Annotated in this window: 13 protein-coding genes and 1 tRNA gene; 5 read left to right on the forward strand and 9 right to left on the reverse strand. The window is 64.7% G+C overall.

Annotated elements, in window-relative coordinates:
* On the forward strand, window positions 1–1,587 hold the full coding sequence (locus tag A3OK_RS0106595; RefSeq protein ID WP_026597001.1) for a restriction system-associated AAA family ATPase: 1,587 nt from the start codon (window positions 1–3) through the stop codon (window positions 1,585–1,587).
* Between the two features lie 2 nt (window positions 1,588–1,589).
* Window positions 1,590–2,672 carry a hypothetical protein gene (locus A3OK_RS23910; protein WP_155911966.1) on the forward strand — a complete coding sequence of 361 codons (1,083 nt, stop codon included), beginning with the start codon at window positions 1,590–1,592 and terminating at the stop codon, window positions 2,670–2,672.
* A 359-nt stretch (window positions 2,673–3,031) separates the two neighbouring features.
* Here A3OK_RS23910 and A3OK_RS0106600 read toward each other — a convergent pair whose 3' ends face one another.
* On the reverse strand, window positions 3,032–3,949 hold the full coding sequence (locus A3OK_RS0106600) for a hypothetical protein (protein ID WP_155911967.1): 918 nt from the start codon (window positions 3,947–3,949) through the stop codon (window positions 3,032–3,034).
* Between the two features lie 119 nt (window positions 3,950–4,068).
* Window positions 4,069–5,319 (reverse strand): MBL fold metallo-hydrolase, encoded by a 1,251-nt coding sequence (locus A3OK_RS0106605; protein WP_019904155.1) that lies wholly within the window; start codon window positions 5,317–5,319, stop codon window positions 4,069–4,071.
* Between the two features lie 106 nt (window positions 5,320–5,425).
* Between A3OK_RS0106605 and A3OK_RS23510 the strand changes: the two genes are divergently transcribed.
* Complete coding sequence (locus tag A3OK_RS23510; RefSeq protein ID WP_081631161.1) at window positions 5,426–5,683, forward strand: helix-turn-helix transcriptional regulator; 258 nt, start codon at window positions 5,426–5,428, stop codon at window positions 5,681–5,683.
* 20 nt (window positions 5,684–5,703) lie between these two features.
* Here the strand turns inward: A3OK_RS23510 and A3OK_RS0106615 are convergent, their stop codons facing one another.
* From A3OK_RS0106615 to A3OK_RS0106645, 7 genes are all read right to left on the reverse strand, one after another.
* Window positions 5,704–7,458: a site-specific integrase gene (locus A3OK_RS0106615; protein ID WP_051092907.1), complete on the reverse strand. Its 1,755-nt coding sequence runs from the start codon at window positions 7,456–7,458 to the stop codon at window positions 5,704–5,706.
* Window positions 7,459–7,575: 117 nt separating this feature from the next.
* Window positions 7,576–7,649, reverse strand: a tRNA-Gln gene (locus A3OK_RS0106620).
* Window positions 7,650–7,859: 210 nt separating this feature from the next.
* Window positions 7,860–8,483, reverse strand: coding sequence for a hypothetical protein (locus A3OK_RS0106625; RefSeq protein ID WP_019904158.1), 624 nt, complete (start codon window positions 8,481–8,483; stop codon window positions 7,860–7,862).
* A gap of 98 nt (window positions 8,484–8,581) precedes the next feature.
* Window positions 8,582–9,097 carry a 2Fe-2S iron-sulfur cluster-binding protein gene (locus tag A3OK_RS0106630; protein WP_019904159.1) on the reverse strand — a complete coding sequence of 172 codons (516 nt, stop codon included), beginning with the start codon at window positions 9,095–9,097 and terminating at the stop codon, window positions 8,582–8,584.
* The gene (locus tag A3OK_RS0106635; protein ID WP_019904160.1) at window positions 9,094–11,871 is read right to left on the reverse strand and encodes a molybdopterin cofactor-binding domain-containing protein; all 2,778 of its coding nucleotides are present in this window, start codon (window positions 11,869–11,871) and stop codon (window positions 9,094–9,096) included. The genes A3OK_RS0106630 and A3OK_RS0106635 overlap by 4 nt, the downstream gene beginning before the upstream one ends.
* Before the next feature lie 199 nt (window positions 11,872–12,070).
* Window positions 12,071–13,111, reverse strand: coding sequence for a polysaccharide deacetylase (locus tag A3OK_RS0106640; protein WP_155911968.1), 1,041 nt, complete (start codon window positions 13,109–13,111; stop codon window positions 12,071–12,073).
* A gap of 133 nt (window positions 13,112–13,244) precedes the next feature.
* On the reverse strand, window positions 13,245–14,357 hold the full coding sequence (locus tag A3OK_RS0106645; protein WP_036302178.1) for a hypothetical protein: 1,113 nt from the start codon (window positions 14,355–14,357) through the stop codon (window positions 13,245–13,247).
* Between the two features lie 555 nt (window positions 14,358–14,912).
* Here A3OK_RS0106645 and glpD point away from each other — a divergent pair.
* Both glpD and glpK read left to right on the forward strand, forming a co-directional pair.
* Window positions 14,913–16,421, forward strand: a complete 1,509-nt coding sequence (gene glpD / locus A3OK_RS0106650; protein ID WP_019904163.1) for a glycerol-3-phosphate dehydrogenase — start codon at window positions 14,913–14,915, stop codon at window positions 16,419–16,421.
* 72 nt (window positions 16,422–16,493) lie between these two features.
* Complete coding sequence (gene glpK, locus A3OK_RS0106655; protein WP_019904164.1) at window positions 16,494–18,014, forward strand: glycerol kinase GlpK; 1,521 nt, start codon at window positions 16,494–16,496, stop codon at window positions 18,012–18,014.
* The last annotated feature ends 18 nt before the right edge of the window (window positions 18,015–18,032 follow it).

Here is an 18,032-nt window from a genome sequence, read left to right on the forward strand (position 1 = left end):
TTGAGGCTGCTCAAGATCGAGCGATCGGGAACCGGTGGTGGCCTTTTTGACGGCACACAAATTTGGTTCGGTCGCGACATTGACGGCAAGGTGGACGCACCTCTCGCGCCGCTGTGCATGATCGGTCCGAACGGATCCGGTAAGTCTCAATTTCTCCAGTTGATCGCGGAGATTTTCCAGGCGGCGTGGCACGCTCATGCCCCCGGCGAGGAGCGGCGCAGCGCCAACGACGCGGTTCTGTTTGATCTTGAGTATATTATCCGGCCGCCCCAATCAGATAACTATCAAACCGTCCGTCTCGTCCGAGCGCTAAAGGGTAATAAACCTGGGCCGATCGAACTCTTGACCGCCGATGGCGATAGTATCAAGGCGGGGGAGGCTGCGTTCAGCCAATTTCTGCCGACATTGATCATTGGCTACACGTCGGGTGACAATGAAACCCTGAGTTTGCCCTTCCTCGCTAGCAGAAGTGGATATGCTCGCGACGTCGCGAAGGCGGCGCGCGAAGATGACGCTAAGGCAGTTCCCGATAACAGGCTTATGCTCATAGATTATAGCACGAACCTGGAGGTGTTGTTTTCCAATCTCATGCTGGGCTTGGAGCCTGTTCGAGCCGGACTGCTTTTGCACGCCCGCCTCGGTGATCTTGCGTCTTGCCGTTGCATCGTGCGCCTAGCGCACTCCGCCGTTCCAAAAATCCCAAAGAAAAAAAGAGTCTCTTCTCGCAAGGGCATCCAGCTCACCGACGAACTCGAGACCGTCATTGCCAATCTTCAACGTACCGCAACCTGTTGGCATGTCGACGAAAAGACCGAGACATACACCTTCGACTTCCTCATCACGGAGGCGACCCGGCAAGCGTTCGCCCACTACTGGGCTGATGCTTTCTCGCTATACCGCTCGCTGCACAAGCTTGCCCTGCTCAATGACCTTGCCATCCCGCGACCAGCGCGAAAGCGGTTTGATAAGGCCGTTAAGGAGCGGCGCTTTGCCTCCAGGCTGCCCGAGCCACAGCAGGAGGATATGGTTTTCAGCTTCGAGGAGGTTCGGTTTTGGCCCGAGGGGTGCAGGTCGGCTCCTGTCGACTACGTCTCGCTCTCTGACGGCGAGCACCAGCAAGCGCTAATCCTCGGCACTTACGCGATGATCGCCGACACCAACGCGCTCTTCCTGCTTGACGAGCCTGAATCTCACTTCAACCCAAAATGGCGCGTCGAATTCGTTCAGCAACTCACCAAGATAGTGGGAGATCGCGGGAACCAAGAATTCTTGCTCACGACGCACGCGCCTTTCGTGCCATCAGACATGCCGAGGGATCAAGTAATGATCTTCTCGAGAGATGAGGAAACTGGAAAATTTGTCGTCGATAATCCTAAGATTGAGACCTTCGGAACCACATTCGACCGGATTCTTGAGAGCTGTTTCGGCATCCGCCCGCCCAACTCGCACATTGCAGAAAAGGAAATCGAGAAGCTCTTGAAGTCGGACAACGTCGCCGAGATCGAGGAGGGGTTCAAGGGTCTCGGGCCCTCAATCGGGAAAGCTCTTCTGGCCGATCACCTACGAAAGCTGAAAAACCAGGCCTAACGATGCTCTTCTCCTACCCGATTGAAGCCTTGGGCCATAATTGGCTCAACGCTCTGGCCGTAGATCTAATGTTGGCCGGGATGAACGCGATTGATGGCGGCTTTGAGCCGGCGGCTTGGCCGGGATGTTTGCCTGAAGGTCAGCGCGATATTTTAGCGCAACGTACCGGCTTGCGGTCAAAGCTCGCATGCCTGCTTCAGAGATATTCCCAGCTACCCGCGGCGCAGCGGCCAGACGTCCGGGCTGCCATCATGCGGCAAACGGCCCTGCCGGACGTATTTAACGATACCGCCCCCTGCCCGACTATTGATTCTCTTCCTCAGTCGATCCGGGAGTCAGCGAGCGCGCTGGCGACGTATCTCTTCGGCCAACTGTCAAGTATCAAAGCAGCCGACGGCTTCCTTCGCGACCATCAATACAGCGTAATCTATGCGGCTGACATCAGGCTTTGTCCCTTTTGCGGACTAAACTACTTTCGGGCTCCCGGTGCTCCCCGACATGCGCTCGACCACCTGCTTCCGATCTCAAAATATCCTTTTGCTTCTGCTGATCTTCGAAATCTTCCGCCAGCGTGCGACGAGTGCAACTCGACCTACAAACGCGCGATTGACGTTCTGATTGGGAGCGACGGGCGGAGACGTCGCTGCTGCGATCCTTATTTCGGTCCCAACTATCGCATCACGCTTGAAGGTAGCGAATTTTTTAACGGCAACGAGATTGGAGGCTATACCTTGCCGCGATGGAACATCAACATCGTCGGTCATGAGTCGGACCGATCAGACACGTGGGACGCAGTTTATCAAATCAAGACTCGCTATACACGTGATATTCTCGACGCAGATTTTCTCTCATGGGTCGGTCATTACAGCAGATGGTTTATTAGGGAGAAGGGGCGAGATCATAACGCCGCAGCGGTTGCAGCGGAGCTTCCGCGCTACATCGAGGGCGTCGTTCAGGACGGCTACGCAGATCGCGCGTTTTTAAAGGCGGAAGCTTTTCGGCTGCTGGACAGAGTCAGCAGGGATCCGCAGACCGGGGAGGATGTGCGGCAATGGCTGTGGGGTTTCGTCGAATATGCCGGCTAGGTTTTTGTAAAAGGTCTTTGGTCCAGGATCGTAAGTTGCGCGTACCAGTATGGCTGCCGATAAGAAGTAGAGCTATTCCATCGGCGTCGAATTTGGCGAAAGCTGTCTCAAACGTTGAACAGCGCATTAGTGATTGAGAGGGATATCTCGAGGTAACGCGAACGGCTGCCCTTCTTTCCTCCGGCGTCGGAAACCCGCCGAGCCGAAACCGGCCGCCATCCAATGCTCTGGTTCGTATTATGCGACCAGACTGCCCGGAAGCGGGACCTGCCAAGAGGCCGCTTAGGGTCAAAGATGGATGTTGGCGGCTCCCAACATCCATCCATCAAAGTCGTCAGCGGCACGAACCGCGTTTGCTCTCAAGCTGTGAAGGCGGGAGATCGGCGTCCTTGCGTGTTGCCGACCGCGTGGACTTTCAGACCGAAGCCATCTCCGCTGGTGTCCGTCAGCCGCTTAAGGTGGCTTTGCCAGATCGTGCCGTCACGTTGGTCCTTGTCGAAACCGAAGACAACGATACGTGGCTCGGGGTCTACCGTGAGCGGAGTGCCATTGTCCGCAACACGGGAAATCAGCGAATGAAGGGGGGGCGAGGCCCGAGTGCCGGTTTGCACCCGGCGACGCATGCCGTCGATAAGGGCAAGCGCCTGGCAGACATCACGATAGCTCCGGCCGATCGCCTCAGCATGATGGGCGAGGGTCCGCCGATACCGGTCAATTTGCTTAGCGACTCGCGGCGTCTCCCCGGCGCTGGCACGAAGTTCCGGGTTGGCGAAGTGTTTGGCCTCGTGGAAGACGATGCGGACTTTCCCGTCCTGCTCCTCCAAAGTCGCCACGTCGATCCGGTCCGCGCGGCCAGCGATTGGCACTGATAGCGACTGAGCGGCTTCGCTTGCTTCTTCTTCTGCGGCGGCGATGAGGCCGTCCTTCGAATCTTCGGTTGTTGGCGCTGCAACGACACCGAACGCGATTTCTACGTCAATCACATGGGGACTGGTGATGAGGAGGCCGTGCAGGCCAATCTTTTCCGGTCCAGTGAGCGCATCGGCAGCCTGGATCATCTCCCGCAGTGTCGGCGGACCCTCGTAGCTGCGCCAGAGTGCCGTGTTAGAATCTATGTTGAAGGTTCCGTCCGCGGCCATCTTGACCGATCCCTGCTTCCGGCGGGTCAGATACTTGGCGTGCGTGATCGGTACGAGCTTGTCGCCTTCACGCTCTACACGGAAGATGGAGGCACCGCGGTAATAGACGTTCAGGTACTCTGCGCGGATCGCGATCACGAGGTCGCGTCTCGCTAGGACGTCTTGCCACCAATTGCCCTTGGGCTGGTTGGTAAGGGTATTCAGTGCTGCGAGGTAAGTCTCGCTGAGGCCCCTGTAGAACGACGAAGGCGACGAACTCACGCTGCTATCTCCCACCACTGACCATCCTGCTTGATGCTAACGCTCGGACCGAACAATTCGGGGAAGCTGTCGCCGTGAAAAGTATGGATCGGCACGATCTGGCGCGGGGCGATGACCTCCGCGAGCCGCTTCAAATCCGGGATGCTCGCGTGGCCCGACGTGTGGGCGTGGGCAAGCGGGATGCTGCGCTCGGTCAGATCCGCCTGTAGGGTTAAGCCCTTTTCTTGGGCAAGGTAGCCGTCCCATTGAGACCAGATCGCGGTCGCGCCGGACAAGCACTCCGCCCGGTCGAGGTCTCGCAGCATGGCTGGCCGGAATAGGAAGGCGGCGCGGGGGGCGAGAGCTCGAAGTTGGCTCGGAAAGATGCGGTTGGCCGCACGGGCTTCGATCAGATCGAACCGCTCAGCCTGCTTGATCCGGACTCGTTGGTAGTGCGGCACGAACACCGCCATGCCAGGCCAGTCCGATTGCGGGATGTTGGCGTTGCCGGTCGCTCGCAGGACTTCCGCTGCGTAGAGGTCGATGACAAGGGTTCGTCCGGTGCGCTTGCAGGCGCGGTAGAGCGAGACCATCCGGTCGATGTTTTGGGCGGAGGCCGCGACGAGGGCCATGCCGGTCGTTTCCTGGAACAGCGAGACAAAGCGGTCCTCGACGTCTGACTCCGTCGGGAAACGCTGGTCCGGATCGAGGCGACCGAGGCTGGATCCTTCCAACAGCAGGAGGTCGACATTCTTCGGCGGGTGCCGGATGAAGCGCTCGAACAAACTGGCCTTGCGCCCATGTCCCCGGAAGTCGCCCGAGTAGAACAGGCGTTGCCTGCCGGCTTCGACGAGGAGGGCGTAGGCGTCGTAGGCCGAGTGATCGACGAGGGTCGGCGTGACCGTGAACGGGCCGAAGGTGAGGGGTTTGCCGTTCTCCATCGTGATCGTCGATGGCGGTAGGTAGGCGTCCGGGACGAACGGGGCGGCGGCCGTCAAGATCGCCTGTGTCGCGGCGCCCATGACCACCGGGAGGTCCGGTCCGGCGAGGTGGGCCAACCCGACATGGTCACGGTGGCCGTGTGATAGGATAAGCGCCTTCAGATTGCCGCCAGCGGCCATGCCATCCACGACTGGGTGACACGACGCATCTCCCGGATCGCCGTCGAGCGGGAGGCCAAGGTCGAGGAGGATGCGGGCGCCTTCGTGAACCAGCTCTATGCAGGTACCGCCGATCTCACGCGTGCCGCGGTGGATACGAACCTGCATCTGAGCCGGGACCTCGTGCGGTCGTCGCGCCGCAGGCCAAGCTTAGCGATACCCTGTGGCTATAGCCAGTGGTTAAATAGCCCGCCCTGCCCGTTCATTCCCAGCTATGAAGGGTCGGGCCTTAGTCGCGTGGAACGTGCGCCGAGTACGTGTGGCGCAAGGAATCAGCCAAGAGCGGCTGGCAGCGGATGCTGGAGTGGATCGGGCGTATCTCGGAGGGCTTGAGCGGCAGGCCGAAAACCCAACAGTTGACCTTCTGGACAAGGTTGCTGACGCGCTCGCCGTGCCCCTGGGGGAATTGTTTGTAGCGCCCGCAGAAGGAGAGGCCCCGCCTGCGCCCCTGAAAGGCGGGCGCCGCCGCTGAATGCCTGGGCAATTCGGAGATCAGGCGGTTTTCATTGCGTGCAAGGCAGTTAAATCCACTCCGATGGCTATCGTCTCGATGGCTGCCTGCAACTGCATCATGGTCGAACGCTTCGTGTAACGAGCTGTTTCACCTGCGGTGGCATGGCCCGTAACATGGTCGATCACTGCCGAGACTACGCCGGCTTGATGCATTAGGGTTGTTGCCGTGTGCCGGAAGGAGTGGAAGTCCAGGCCTGGCCGGTAAATCCCTACGTCTCGTCGGTAGCGCGTAAACCACTTGGTGAAGGCATGGCCGAGACGGTCATCTGCTCCGCCCGGTTCAAGGCCTGGAAAGATCCGCGGCTGCCGGGATCGGCGCTGGGTGTCGACATGGGCGAGGAAGCCCAGCCGGATCAACTCGGAGTGCACGGGCACGCGTCGTACTGCAGTTGCGTTCTTCACTTTGCGTGGTGGGCGATCGTTCACATCGATGAACCAAATACCCCCGTCCTGCCGGATATCGTCGACATGCAGCTGACAGATCTCCTCCTGTCGCAATCCGGAGAATACGGCGATCAGAGGCAGCCAGAATTTTTCGTCGCGCAGGATGATGTGTCCTGGGACCGCACGACGGCGTTCGGAAAGACAACCGGTCCAGACTGGGCTCGCAAAAAGTTGGACGAGCTCGGCCTGCTCCCACATATCCCGCTGCTCACTGGCCTTGCGCGTGCTGCTAAAGCGGAAGCCTGAGAAGATGTTTGTGGGGGCGTCATCCTTCGATACGGCCGCTGTCCAAAGCGAGGATAGCGCTGAGAAGTGCCGCTTGACGGTCTTCTGGGTAATGACGGGCGGGCGTCCGGTTATGGGGAGCGCATCGTATGCGGTCAGGATCTGGTCGACGGTGAGGTCGCGGTAACGCGGATGCTTCCCGTAGTCATTTGGTAGCTGCTCTATCCGTTCCCGGAAGCGGCCGGCATCCTTACGGGTGTACGCTGCAAGGGGGCGGTCCGCGCATAAGTCAACAAATAGCCGGAACGTTGCTCCCGCTTGCGCCGCTGTCTGTCGGTCCCAGGCGCCTGTGGCGACCTGTGTGGTACGGAAGGCCGCACCGACTACAGATAAGGGGTCAGGCGCCTCATGCGTCGCCTCGGGCTCAGACGCGGGCGCCGGGGCCGATGCGCTTTGCTCAGCGAAGGGCGGTGGAGGGGCCGTCGCCTCCAACTGGGCTTTCAAAAGTTTGTCGCGTGGCTCGAAGTTGAAGTCGCCCTCGTGGCGGGCCTTGAGCGCTTCGGCCACGTCAATGCCTGCGCGCAGCATCGCCTGCCGCGCTTGGGAAAGTTCCGCAGGGCTTAGGTGAGAGGGTTTAATGCCCTGTTTGTTAAGCATTTGGGCGGTGACGAAGCCCGCCTCTTCCAGTCGGTTGCAGGCGAGCGCCTCCCGGTTCCGCGCCGCCATCGTGTCGTACTGAACGACACGGCGCTCACGGATGTCGTTCGGGATTGCACCGCGCGTCAGACGCCCCTTGTTCTCTTGATCGAGAATCAGCCCGTAAAAATCCTGTACGAGGCGGGCGAGTTGGGCGTCGGTCAGCATCGGGGTCGCGTTCAGGGTCGAGAAGATATTCTCTGACGCGACGTATAGCTGACAGGCTCGCAGCTTGGCAGTCCGTGCGTCCGATGTCCCGAGGCTGCGCACCATCTCGGTGAGGCGCAATTTCGGCTGCAGGCCAGTCGGTATACGTCGGCGGAAATGAAAGGTGCGTCCACGCAGGACGACATTCGCGATCGGTGCCACTCCGCTCCTTCGGCACCTGGCTGGGTGCCTTGTGTAGCAGCGGTGTGTAGCAACAGGCTCACACCGCAGGGCGACTGCGCGAGGAGCTCAATGATCTGAATGACTTAGGTGTGACAGTGGCTGGGGGACGAGGATTCGAACCTCGACTAGAGGAGTCAGAGTCCACTGTTCTACCGTTAAACTATCCCCCAACGAACCCGCTGAAGACGGTGCTTTATTGCGGCCGTTCTTCGATCTGGGCCGGAGGCTGCGTGAGCGCCTCCGATAGAGGTTGTTCGCATAAGGCACTGTGCCTGTCCGGTCAACCACCCGGATCGAGCCAAAATCGCGGAGGATGAACTTCCGGGTGAGGCCCTTCCCGCGCGACATTTCCATCCTGCCGGAGGGTCGGCCGAGCGCGGTCATTTCGAGGGGCAGGCCGCTCCGCTCTCGACCCAGGCGGCGACGAGGGCGCCCGCTTCGGCCTGGCTGCCCGGTGCGGGCTTGCGGCCCGTGCCGGGCGCCCAGGCCCATCCGACCAGACTGTCCTTGCCGATATGCTCGATCAGGTCGTCGAGCTTGCGCTGGCCGTTGCGTTCGGGGTCCTTGATCTGGGCGCAGATCTCCGCGAGCGACCGGCCCTCCCAGGCCATCTCGCGCGGGGCGAGGTGCCAGGCCGCATGCCCGGGCATCCGGGCCGGATCGTAGTTCCTGTCCTGATGGCAGGTCGGGCAGCGCATGCTGTCCGAGCCCATCCCATCCGCACCCCGCGTCACCGGCGGCTGGTGCGGCCGGCTCGCATCGCCCTGGCGCGGCCGGTCGCTCGCCGGATGGCAATTGACGCAGCGCGGACTGGTGAGGACCTTGCCGAGTTCGGTGAAGAGCGCCGCCGACCGCGCCTGCGGGTCGGCGATGCCGGCAAAGCTCTGCGGCGGGGCGAGCCGGTCCGCCGGCACCCTCCCGCTCTCGGCCGCGTAGCCGGCGAGCCCGCCCAGCGTCAGCAGGGCGGCCGAGGCCAGGATGGCGGTTCGAACGGAGGAGATCATCGCGGTGATCCTGAAGCATCGGCCCGTAACGCGCAGGCCGCTGTTCGAAGAAAGGTGAGGCACGAGACGCGCCCGGCGTGTCGTGCCGGGGCGGCGGGCTAGGCGAGGTAACGTTTGGGCTCGGCCAGGATCACGGAGCGGACGGCCTCGTGATACTTGATGTAGCCGGTGCAGCGGCAGAGATGCCCGTCGAGTGCCTCGGTAATGATGCCTTCGAGCTCTGCCCGCGCCACCGGGCTCTTCTCCAGCCGCTCCAGCAGGACCTGCCCCTCGTTGAGGAAGCCGGCGGTGCAATAGCCGCACTGGAAGGCGAAATGCTCGATGAAGGCCTTCTGCAGGGTCGTGAGCGCGTCGCCCTTGGCGTGGCCCTCGATGGTGCGGATGGCCATGCCGTTGAAGGTCACCGCCGGCACGATGCAGGTCGGGCTGGTCCGGCTCGTCCCGTCCGGATCGTCGACGATGATGGCGCAGCTCAGGCACTGGGCCGCGCCGCAGCCGAACTTCGTCCCGGTCATCCCGAGATACTCGCGCAGGTAGTCGTTCATCGACAGGTCGTCGCGCAGCTCCACCGGCCCGTACGCCTGCCCGTTGATGGTAATGGCGAAGGTCGTCACGCGAGGGCTCCCTTGATGAGGGCTGGGGTGACCGGCAGCGCCCGGAAGCGGTGGCCGGTGGCATCGGAGATGGCATTGAGGATGGCCGGCACCGCGGGCACCATCACCACCTCGGCGATGCCCTTGGGCGGCTCGTCCGGAGTCCGCGGCGCCAATATCTCCACTTTGAAAGCGGAGAGCGGCAGGTCGGAGCCGCGCGCCACCACGTACTGGCCGAGGTTCCACTGGCCGTTGCCGGGGCCGTCCTCGAAAGGCGGCAGGGTCTCGAGCAGGGCATAGCCGACGGCCATGGCGAATCCGCCCTGGGCCTGACCCCTCACCACCTCCGGCACCAGGGCATGGCCGCATTCGACGACCGAATAGGCCTCGACCACCTTGATCGCGCCGGTCGCCCGCTCGATCTCGACGCGGACCAGGGTGCCGCACATCGCCGTATAGGTGGTGCCGATGCGGTTGTTGTCCGTGGGCGGGAACGAGACGGCGACGCGCCCGACCCGCTCGAACCTGCCTCCCCCTCTGCGCAAAGCGAGGGCATCGATCTCGGCCGAGTAGCGCTGGCCCTGGACCGGGAAGGTCGCCTTCGACCAGGCCCACCGCGAAAAGCAATGGGTCGTGGCGCCGGTGACGAGCTTGGCCGCATGGGCCTTGGCGGCCAGTTCCTTCAGGGGCAGCGGCGGCAGATCCGCGAAATGAAGCCGACCGTCGACCCAGGTCGCCTGCGCCCATTGCCCGGCTCGGTGATCGGTCGGCGCGATCGACCAGAGGGCGAGAGCGGCCGGCCACAGGCCGAAGCGGAACACGACGCGCGCGGCCTCGGCGGTGGAGTGAGTGCCCACATGGGCGCCGTTCGAAGCGGCCGTGGCCGAGCTGATCGCCGGCACCCAGTGGCTGTTCCTCTCGGCGGCATCCTGCGTCGCCTGATCCATCGTGTAGGAATTGCCGGAGGTGACGAGCGCGAGTTCACCGAAGACGCCAACCTGCGCCAGGGCGATCTCGTCGGCCACGCCGCCGAGATGCGCGGCCGCCCGGCTCGCCAGGGCGGTGCCCATGCCGTTGCCCATCTCGGGCTGGTCGGATGCGATCGAGATCCGGCCCTCGGCGTCGATCTCGACCCGGCCGAGCGAGCTGTCCGCGCCGGTGCCGTAATCCTTGGTGGCGACGGCCACGCCGGTGCCGACGAGGATCCCGTCGCGTCCGGTCTGCGTCTTCGCCTCCGCGCGGGAGGTCCAGATCGGATGGGCTTCGAGCTTGTCGAGGATCTCGGTGGTGCGCACCGAGACGCTGTAGCGGTTGCCCGTCATGGTGCGGCCGTCCGGCGGCAGGGCGTTGCGCCGGCGGAACGCGATCGGGTCGAGGGGCAGTGCGGCCGCGACCTCGTCCACGAGGGTTTCCAGCGCGGTCATGGTCTGCACCGTGCCGTAGCCGCGCATCGACCCGGCGGTGACGCCGCGGGAATGCACGGCCACCGTGGTGACGTCGACCTTCGGGATGTCGTAGATGCCGATCGCTGCCGTGGCGGCCACCGTGGCGACGTTCGGCGAGAAGTTCGCGAGGCCGCCGCCGTCGAGGACATGGTCGGCGGCGAAGGCCGTGATTCGGCCCGTCCTGCGGTCGATCCCGATTCGCGAATGCATCTTGATGGCGTGGCGCTTGATGCCGCCCTGGAACTGCTGGAACCGGTCATGCGCGAGGCGCACCGGGCGGCCGGGGAAGAACAGTCCCGCCAGGGTGACGTAGAGGATGAAGGGCGTGTGGTCGCGCCCGCCGAACCCGCCGCCCATATAGGCGAAGTCGGTCTTGATGCGCTTCGGCTTGAACGGCGCCTTCGCCTTGGCGAGCAGGAACGCGATGGCCTCCGACGCCTCGAAGGGAGACTGGACGCCGAGCACCAGTTCGAGGGTGCCGCTCCGGCCGTCATGCCAGGCGAGGCCGGCCTCCGGTTCGAGGAACATCGGATCCACCGACTGCGTCTCGAAATGCCGGTCGAGCACCAGCAGGTCGGGATCGTTCTCGGCGAGCCCGGCGCGGATCTCCTCGCCGTACCGCGCCGCCTTGCCGTAGGGATCGGAGGTCTCCCTGGCATAGGGTTCCCAGACCGGGAGCGGCGAATGCTGCACGCGTCCCGGCCTCACCCAGCCGGCCAGGACCGGCGAGTAGAGATCGGGCGAATCCGGCGTCGGCCCGGCCACGCGGGTGAAGCGGAACGCGCCGTAATTCTCGGCCGCGATCGGCCCCGTCTCCTCGCCGAACCTGACGACCTTGCCGTCGCGCACGGCCACCCGCGCCCGGTCATAGGCGTCGAACCCGTCGAAAATCAGCATCGCCACCGGCTGGCCGAGATAGAGCGGCGTCTTGCCCACCGGGCAGAACAGATCGCCGGCGTAGAATTCCGGGACCTGGAGGCCGATCTTGGCGACATCGGCCGCGGTGACGATCGTGGTCGGCTTCATCGGCCCGTCGAGACGCGCGAGGTCGAGGCCGAGATAGACATGCGAGGCGTCGGGCGCGCGCACCAGCAGGGCATGCGAGGTCTTGGCCGGCCAGCCCGGCATGTCGGCGGCCCGGAAATCCGAGGCGTAGAGTTTCGCGCCCGTCACCTTGGGTTCGCCGTCGATCCGGCCGAGGCCGCCGATGGCGGGGTTCCACCGGGTGCGGCCGGGGAGCGTCTCCCGCGCGGCAAAGCCGACCTCCTGCGCCTGACCCAGGCGGGTCATGCTGAGGGAGATGCCACCGGCGGACATCCACGTCATGAATTCCCGGCGCGACGCGCGCATGTTTCTACCCTCTGGTCGGACTCGGTATGGGTCGGGTGCGCTACGGCCTCCGGCTGAAGCCGGGTGGCCGGTCGTTCAATGGAAAAGTCATGCCAAAGTATCAGCGGCGTGAAATTCGTGGTTTGTTGCCTGGTTAGTGAATAGGCATTGCAATCTCATTAATTCTTGTGTCGTTCCAGGGCGGCCGGTCTTCGCCGAGCTACCGACCGGAGGCCTCGAACACCGCCTGCGTGTCGGTCAGCCAGACCGGATCGAGCGCCTTCAGCGCCTCCAGGACGCGACGCATGGCGGCCGCGCCGGAGGGCGTGCCGACGACGAAGGGATGGATGCCGATCGCCACCACCGTCGCCTCCCGCGCCGTGTCCGCCGTCGCCTCGCGGGCGAGTTCGCCGACGTAGTCGATCCACAGCCGCTCCAGGTCCGCCGGTTCCTTTCCCCGCGACAGGTACTGGCCCATATCGACTGTGACGGCGGGATAGGGGATCTGCAGCAGCGGCCCCGACGGGGTCCGCAGGCGCGACAGGATGTCGGAATCCATGCTGTCGAGGGTGTAGCGGATGCCCTCCGCCGCAGTGGCGGGGAAGGTGTCGCCGTTGGGAAACACGCTCGGGCTGGACCAGCCGATGGGGCGCCGGCCGGTCTCCTTCTCGAGGAGGTCGAGGGTCCGGCGGATATAGGCCTGCTGCGCGGCGAGCCCCTGTCCCAGCGGCAGCAGCTGCGTCGAGTTGTTGAGCCCGTGGCCGAGGATGGGGGCGCTGGGCACGCTCTCCCTCAACCGGCGCCAGATGTCGGGATGGGCGGAGGGGAATTGTGCGTTGAGGGCGATCGTCAGCGGGACGCCCTGCTCACGGAACAGGCGGCCGACCCGCGTCACGCCCCAGTCGATGGCATAGGTGCGGAAGGCCTCGTCGACGACATCGGGATCGCGGCCGTTCATGTCGGTGCGGAAGTTGGGGCCGTGCCCGGTCCCCCAGACCTCCACGTAGAGCACGAAGGTCACGGCGACCTTCTTGCCCCCCGGCCATGCCGTCACGTGGACGGGCTGGCGCGGCAGTCCGGTGATGGCGTCCCGCACGGTCTCGGCGGGCGGCATCTGCGCCCGCACCGGCGCACCGGCGAGAAGCGCGAGCAGGATCGTTCCGGCCGACAGGACCCTGCGGACCGGCGCGACGATGGAGCCCTGGCCCCGGGCAAGCCGCCGCTTGGCGGGGTCGGCGCAACGATCGTTCGTAGCCAGCATGGAGCGATCCCTCGGCATCGTGGCGTCGGCGACCGGCATCGCCCATCGGTCCGGTCGCCCGCGGCCAAGCCGCGATAGGGTCAGGAATGGGCGCCGCGGGTCGTCTCCTGCGGCGCCGTGTCGGGCGGAGGGCCTACGGCAGGTCGGACAGCGAGGCGGGGCCGGGACCGGGGGTGATCAGGGTCGGCCATTGATGCGAACCGAACGGCACGCGCGGCGGAAGCAGGGTCGTCATCCCGCGCGCTTTGGTCTCGGCCGTGATCGTGTCGCGGGCGTCGCCTCCCATCAGCTCGTAATCCATCAGGTGGGGGCTGCCGAAGAAGGTCTCGCCCACGGTGCGATCGGCGATGATGCGCGTCAGCGATTCGAGCATATCGGTGGGTGTCGTCGTGAACGACACCGTCTCGATCAGGATCAGGCGGGTGTTGATGTCCTCGGGCTTGAAGAACTGCGCCAGGACGCTGAACAGGACGTTGTTCTGCCGCGCCACGTAGATCGTGTTGCTGGCCGCATAGACCTTGTCCCAATCGGCCCCGAGCTGCCGCTTCCAATCGGCGAGCACGCCCATCCAGTGCTTCACCTGGGTATCGGCGGCCCATTGGATGTTGAGCTTGAGCGGGCGCTTCTGCTTTTCGGCGAAGGCCTTCACCGAGGCGAAGGAGATGGTGCCCTCGGACAGGCACTTGTCGATGAAGGCGATGTTCTCGGCGATCAGCGCCTTGTTGTTCGCCTTCCAGGCCTCCGGGATGGCGACGGAATCGATGCTGTCCAGGGCCGCCTTCAGGCGGACGCGGTAGCTCGCCACCGACGTTTGCCACGAGGTGTCGCCGGTCTTGCCGATATGGGGCCCGACCACGACCCCGAGCGCCATCACGCTGTGGCCCACCGACTTGAGGTATTGGTAGACTTCCGGAACCGGCGGACCTTCCAGGGAGGGTTGACCCGGCCGATAGAGGATGAAGCGGCCGCCGGCGCCCGAGAACAGGCCCAGGATCACCGGGTGCTGGGACAGGATGCTGCTCTGTACGAGCTTGCCGGCCTCGCCGTAGAGTTCGAACATCCCGGTATTCAGCGCCAGGACGTTCTGGCGAGCCGCCGCCGCCGCATCCGGCACCTTGGCGCCCACGATGACGTTCATATAGGCGGGAATGTCGGTCTCGGCCGATGCGCCGGACCCCGCTGCCATCGTCAGCGCGAGGACGGATGCGGCGATCAATCCGCGCCGGAGATGCGGTCCATGTCTCATGCGTTTCCGCCCCCCAAAGGCGAGACCCGAGTCTTCTGTGTTCGAAAGCCCCGGCTCCCGGACGGGCGGCCGATGCCGGCCGACCCGGGCGATATCCGTCCCTAGGGCGCCGATGTTAATGTCGCTCTAATCGTAGGGAGTATTTCGACATATATACAGATAAAACTGCGCCAGTTTATCGATTTTTATTTGGCAAGAGTTTAGATCGTTTTCAGATTTGATTCTGTTTATTGCATAAAGTGATTTGAAGATGCTGATTTCTGTGACGGAACGGGCTGACGCTATTTGCAAAACATTTTGATATAAGAGCGAAAAGACTTATTTTGTGCATGCGCTGCCGACGATGCCGGCCTCCGACGCAGACGTGCGGAATCTTGGAACTGTTCGATAGTGGCTGCGCGGCGGCGGTGCGGAGCATCGGGTGCTGCCGCGTTTACAAGAGCCGTGTTTTCATGGACCGCGTGTTCTTGCGATCGGAACAGGGACGGGTTCGCCTTCCGGCCGTTGTGATCGAGGGCTCTTTAGGGCGGGCCCCAGGAACGGGAAGGTCGCAGAGTGGACGCGGACGGCTACGATCTTCTCGTCATCGGCGGCGGCATCAACGGCGCGGGCATCGCGCGCGACGCGGCCGGACGGGGCCTCAAGGTTCTGCTCTGCGAGCGCGGGGATCTCGCCGAGTTCACCTCCTCCTCCTCGACCAAGCTGATCCATGGCGGCCTGAGATATCTCGAGCAGTTCGAGTTCCGCCTGGTGCGGGAGGCCCTGGCCGAGCGCGAGCGCCTGCTGCGGCTGGCGCCCCACATCATCTGGCCGCTGCGCTTCGTCCTGCCGCACGACGAGGGCCTGCGGCCCGCCTGGATGCTCCGGCTCGGCCTGTTCCTCTACGATCACCTCGCACGCCTGCGCGCCCTCCCCGGCAGCACATCCGTGCGCCTGCGCAGCTCGGCACTGGGGGAGCCGCTGCAGGCGCGGCTGACCCGCGGCTTCGCCTATTCGGATTGCTGGGTCGAGGACAGCCGCCTCGTGGTGCTGAACGCCATGGATGCGCGTGAGCGCGGCGCCGTCATCCGGACCCGCACCGCCGTGGAATCCGCCCGTCGCGACGAGACATCCTGGGTCGCCACGATCCGCGACGTCGGGACGGGACGCAGCGAGACCGTGCGTGCGGAGATGGTCGTCAACGCGGCCGGCCCCTGGGTGAGCGAGACCCTCCGCCACACGCTCGGCCTCGACAGCCGGGCGGCGGTGAGGCTCGTCAAGGGCAGCCATATCGTCGTGAGGAAACTCTACGAGGGCGCGCAGGCCTACATCCTGCAGCAACCCGACGGGCGCATCGTCTTCGCGATCCCCTACGAGCGCGACTTCACCCTCATCGGCACCACGGACGTACCCCATGGCGGTGAGCCCGGCCCGGTGCGCATCTCCGGGGACGAGACCCGCTATCTCTGCGACTGCATCAACCGGTCGTTCCGGGCGCGCATCGATCCCGGCGACGTGGTCTGGAGCTACTCGGGCGTGCGCCCGCTGTTCGACGATGCCGCCGCGAAGGCCTCCGCGGTCACCCGCGACTACGTCCTCGACGTCTCCGACAGGGGCGGGCGCCTGCCGGTGCTCTCGGTCTTCGGCGGCAAGATCACGACCTACCGCCGCCTCGCCGAACACGCCATCGAGAAGCTCGCTTCCTACCGGCCGGGGCTAAAGCCCGCCTGGACCGGCGATGCGGTGCTGCCGGGCGGCGACATGCCCCATGCCGATTTCGGGAGTTTCCTCGACGATCTCATGGCGCGCAGGCCCTTCCTCACGGCTGCGATGGCGCGGCGCCTGGCGCGCGCCTACGGCACCCGGACGGACAGCCTGCTCGGCTCGGCCCGGACCCTTGCCGATCTCGGCGCGGATTTCGGCGAGGGGCTGACCGAGGCGGAAGTGGATTACCTGATCGACCGGGAATGGGCGCGCAGCGCGCCCGACATCCTCTGGCGTCGCTCGAAGCTCGGCCTTCACCTGGCGCCCGAGGGACGGGCGCGGCTCGAAGCCTATATGGCAGGCAAGGCCGAGGCGGCCTGACGGCGAACGAGCCGTTCTCGGCCGGTTTCGCGAATCGGACGGGACTAGAAACGCCTGGGACGGGAGAGGTCCATGACCCGGTATGTCGGTGCCATCGATCAGGGCACCACCAGCACGCGCTTCATCGTCTTCGATCGCGGCGGCGCGATCATCGCGTCGGCCCAGCGCGAGCACGAGCAGATCTATCCCCGTCCCGGCCAGGTGGAGCACGATCCCGTCGAGATCTGGCGCAACACCGGGATCGTGATGCGCGAGGCCCTGGAGATGGCGGGGCTGCTGCCTTCCGATCTCGTCTCCATCGGCATCACCAACCAGCGCGAGACCACGCTGATCTGGGACCGCGCCACCGGCCGGCCGCTCCACAATGCCCTGGTCTGGCAGGATACGCGGGTGGACGGGCTCGTGGCGGGCTTTGCCCGCGACGGCGGCAAGGACCGGTTTCGTGCGGTCACGGGGCTGCCCCTGGCGAGCTACTTCTCGGGCCTCAAGCTCGCCTGGCTCCTCGACCGGGTACCCGGCGCCCGCGCGGCGGCCGAAGCCGGGGATGTCCTGTTCGGCACCATCGACACCTGGCTCGTCTGGAACCTCACCGGTGGTCCGCAGGGCGGTCTTCACATCACCGACGCGACCAATGCCAGCCGCACCCAGCTCATGGCTCTCGCCAGCCTCGACTGGGATGCCGGCATGATCTCGGCCTTCGGCATCCCCAGGGCGATGCTGCCGCGGATCGTCTCCTCGAGCGCGGTCTACGGCGAGACGCGCGGATCCTTCGCCGGAATGGCGTTCTCGGGCGTGCCCATCGCCGGCATCCTCGGCGACCAGCAGGCCGCCCTGTTCGGCCAGACCTGCTTCTCGCCGGGCGAGGCCAAGAACACCTACGGGACCGGCTGTTTCGTGTTGATGAATACCGGAGCGGCGCCGGTGCCCTCCAGCTGCGGCCTCGTCACCACCCTCGCCTACCGGCTCGGCGACGAGGCGCCGGTCTATGCGCTCGAAGGGTCCATCGCCATCACCGGTGCCCTGGTGCAGTGGCTGCGCGACAATCTCGGCCTCATCCGGGACAGCGCCGATATCGAGCCCCTCGCCCGCACCGTCGAGGACAATGGCGATGTCTACTTCGTGCCCGCCTTCTCCGGGCTCTACGCGCCGCATTGGCAGGAGAGTGCGCGCGGCATCATCGCGGGCCTCACCCGCTACGCCAACAAGGGCCACATCGCCCGCGCCGCCCTGGAGGCGACCGCCTACCAGACCCGCGAGGTCATCGAAGCGATGGAGACGGATTCGGGGATTCCGATCAAGGAGCTGCGGGCCGATGGCGGCATGGTCGGCAACGATCTCCTGATGCAGTTCCAGGCGGACCTCCTCGCCGTGCCGGTGCTGCGCCCGAAGGTGACGGAGACCACGGCGCTCGGCGCCGCTTACGCGGCGGGCCTCGCCACGGGATATTGGGCCGGGACCGGTGACCTCGTGGCCAATTGGGGCGTCGATCACCGCTGGCACCCGCGCATGGACGAAGAGCGGCGCAACCGGCTCTATGCCGCCTGGGGCAAGGCGGTGACGCGCTCGTTCGGCTGGACGGAAGCGACGGAATGAGGTGGTCCGGCCTTGGCC

Source organism: Methylobacterium sp. 77 (genome assembly GCF_000372825.1).
Classification (GTDB): domain Bacteria; phylum Pseudomonadota; class Alphaproteobacteria; order Rhizobiales; family Beijerinckiaceae; genus Methylobacterium.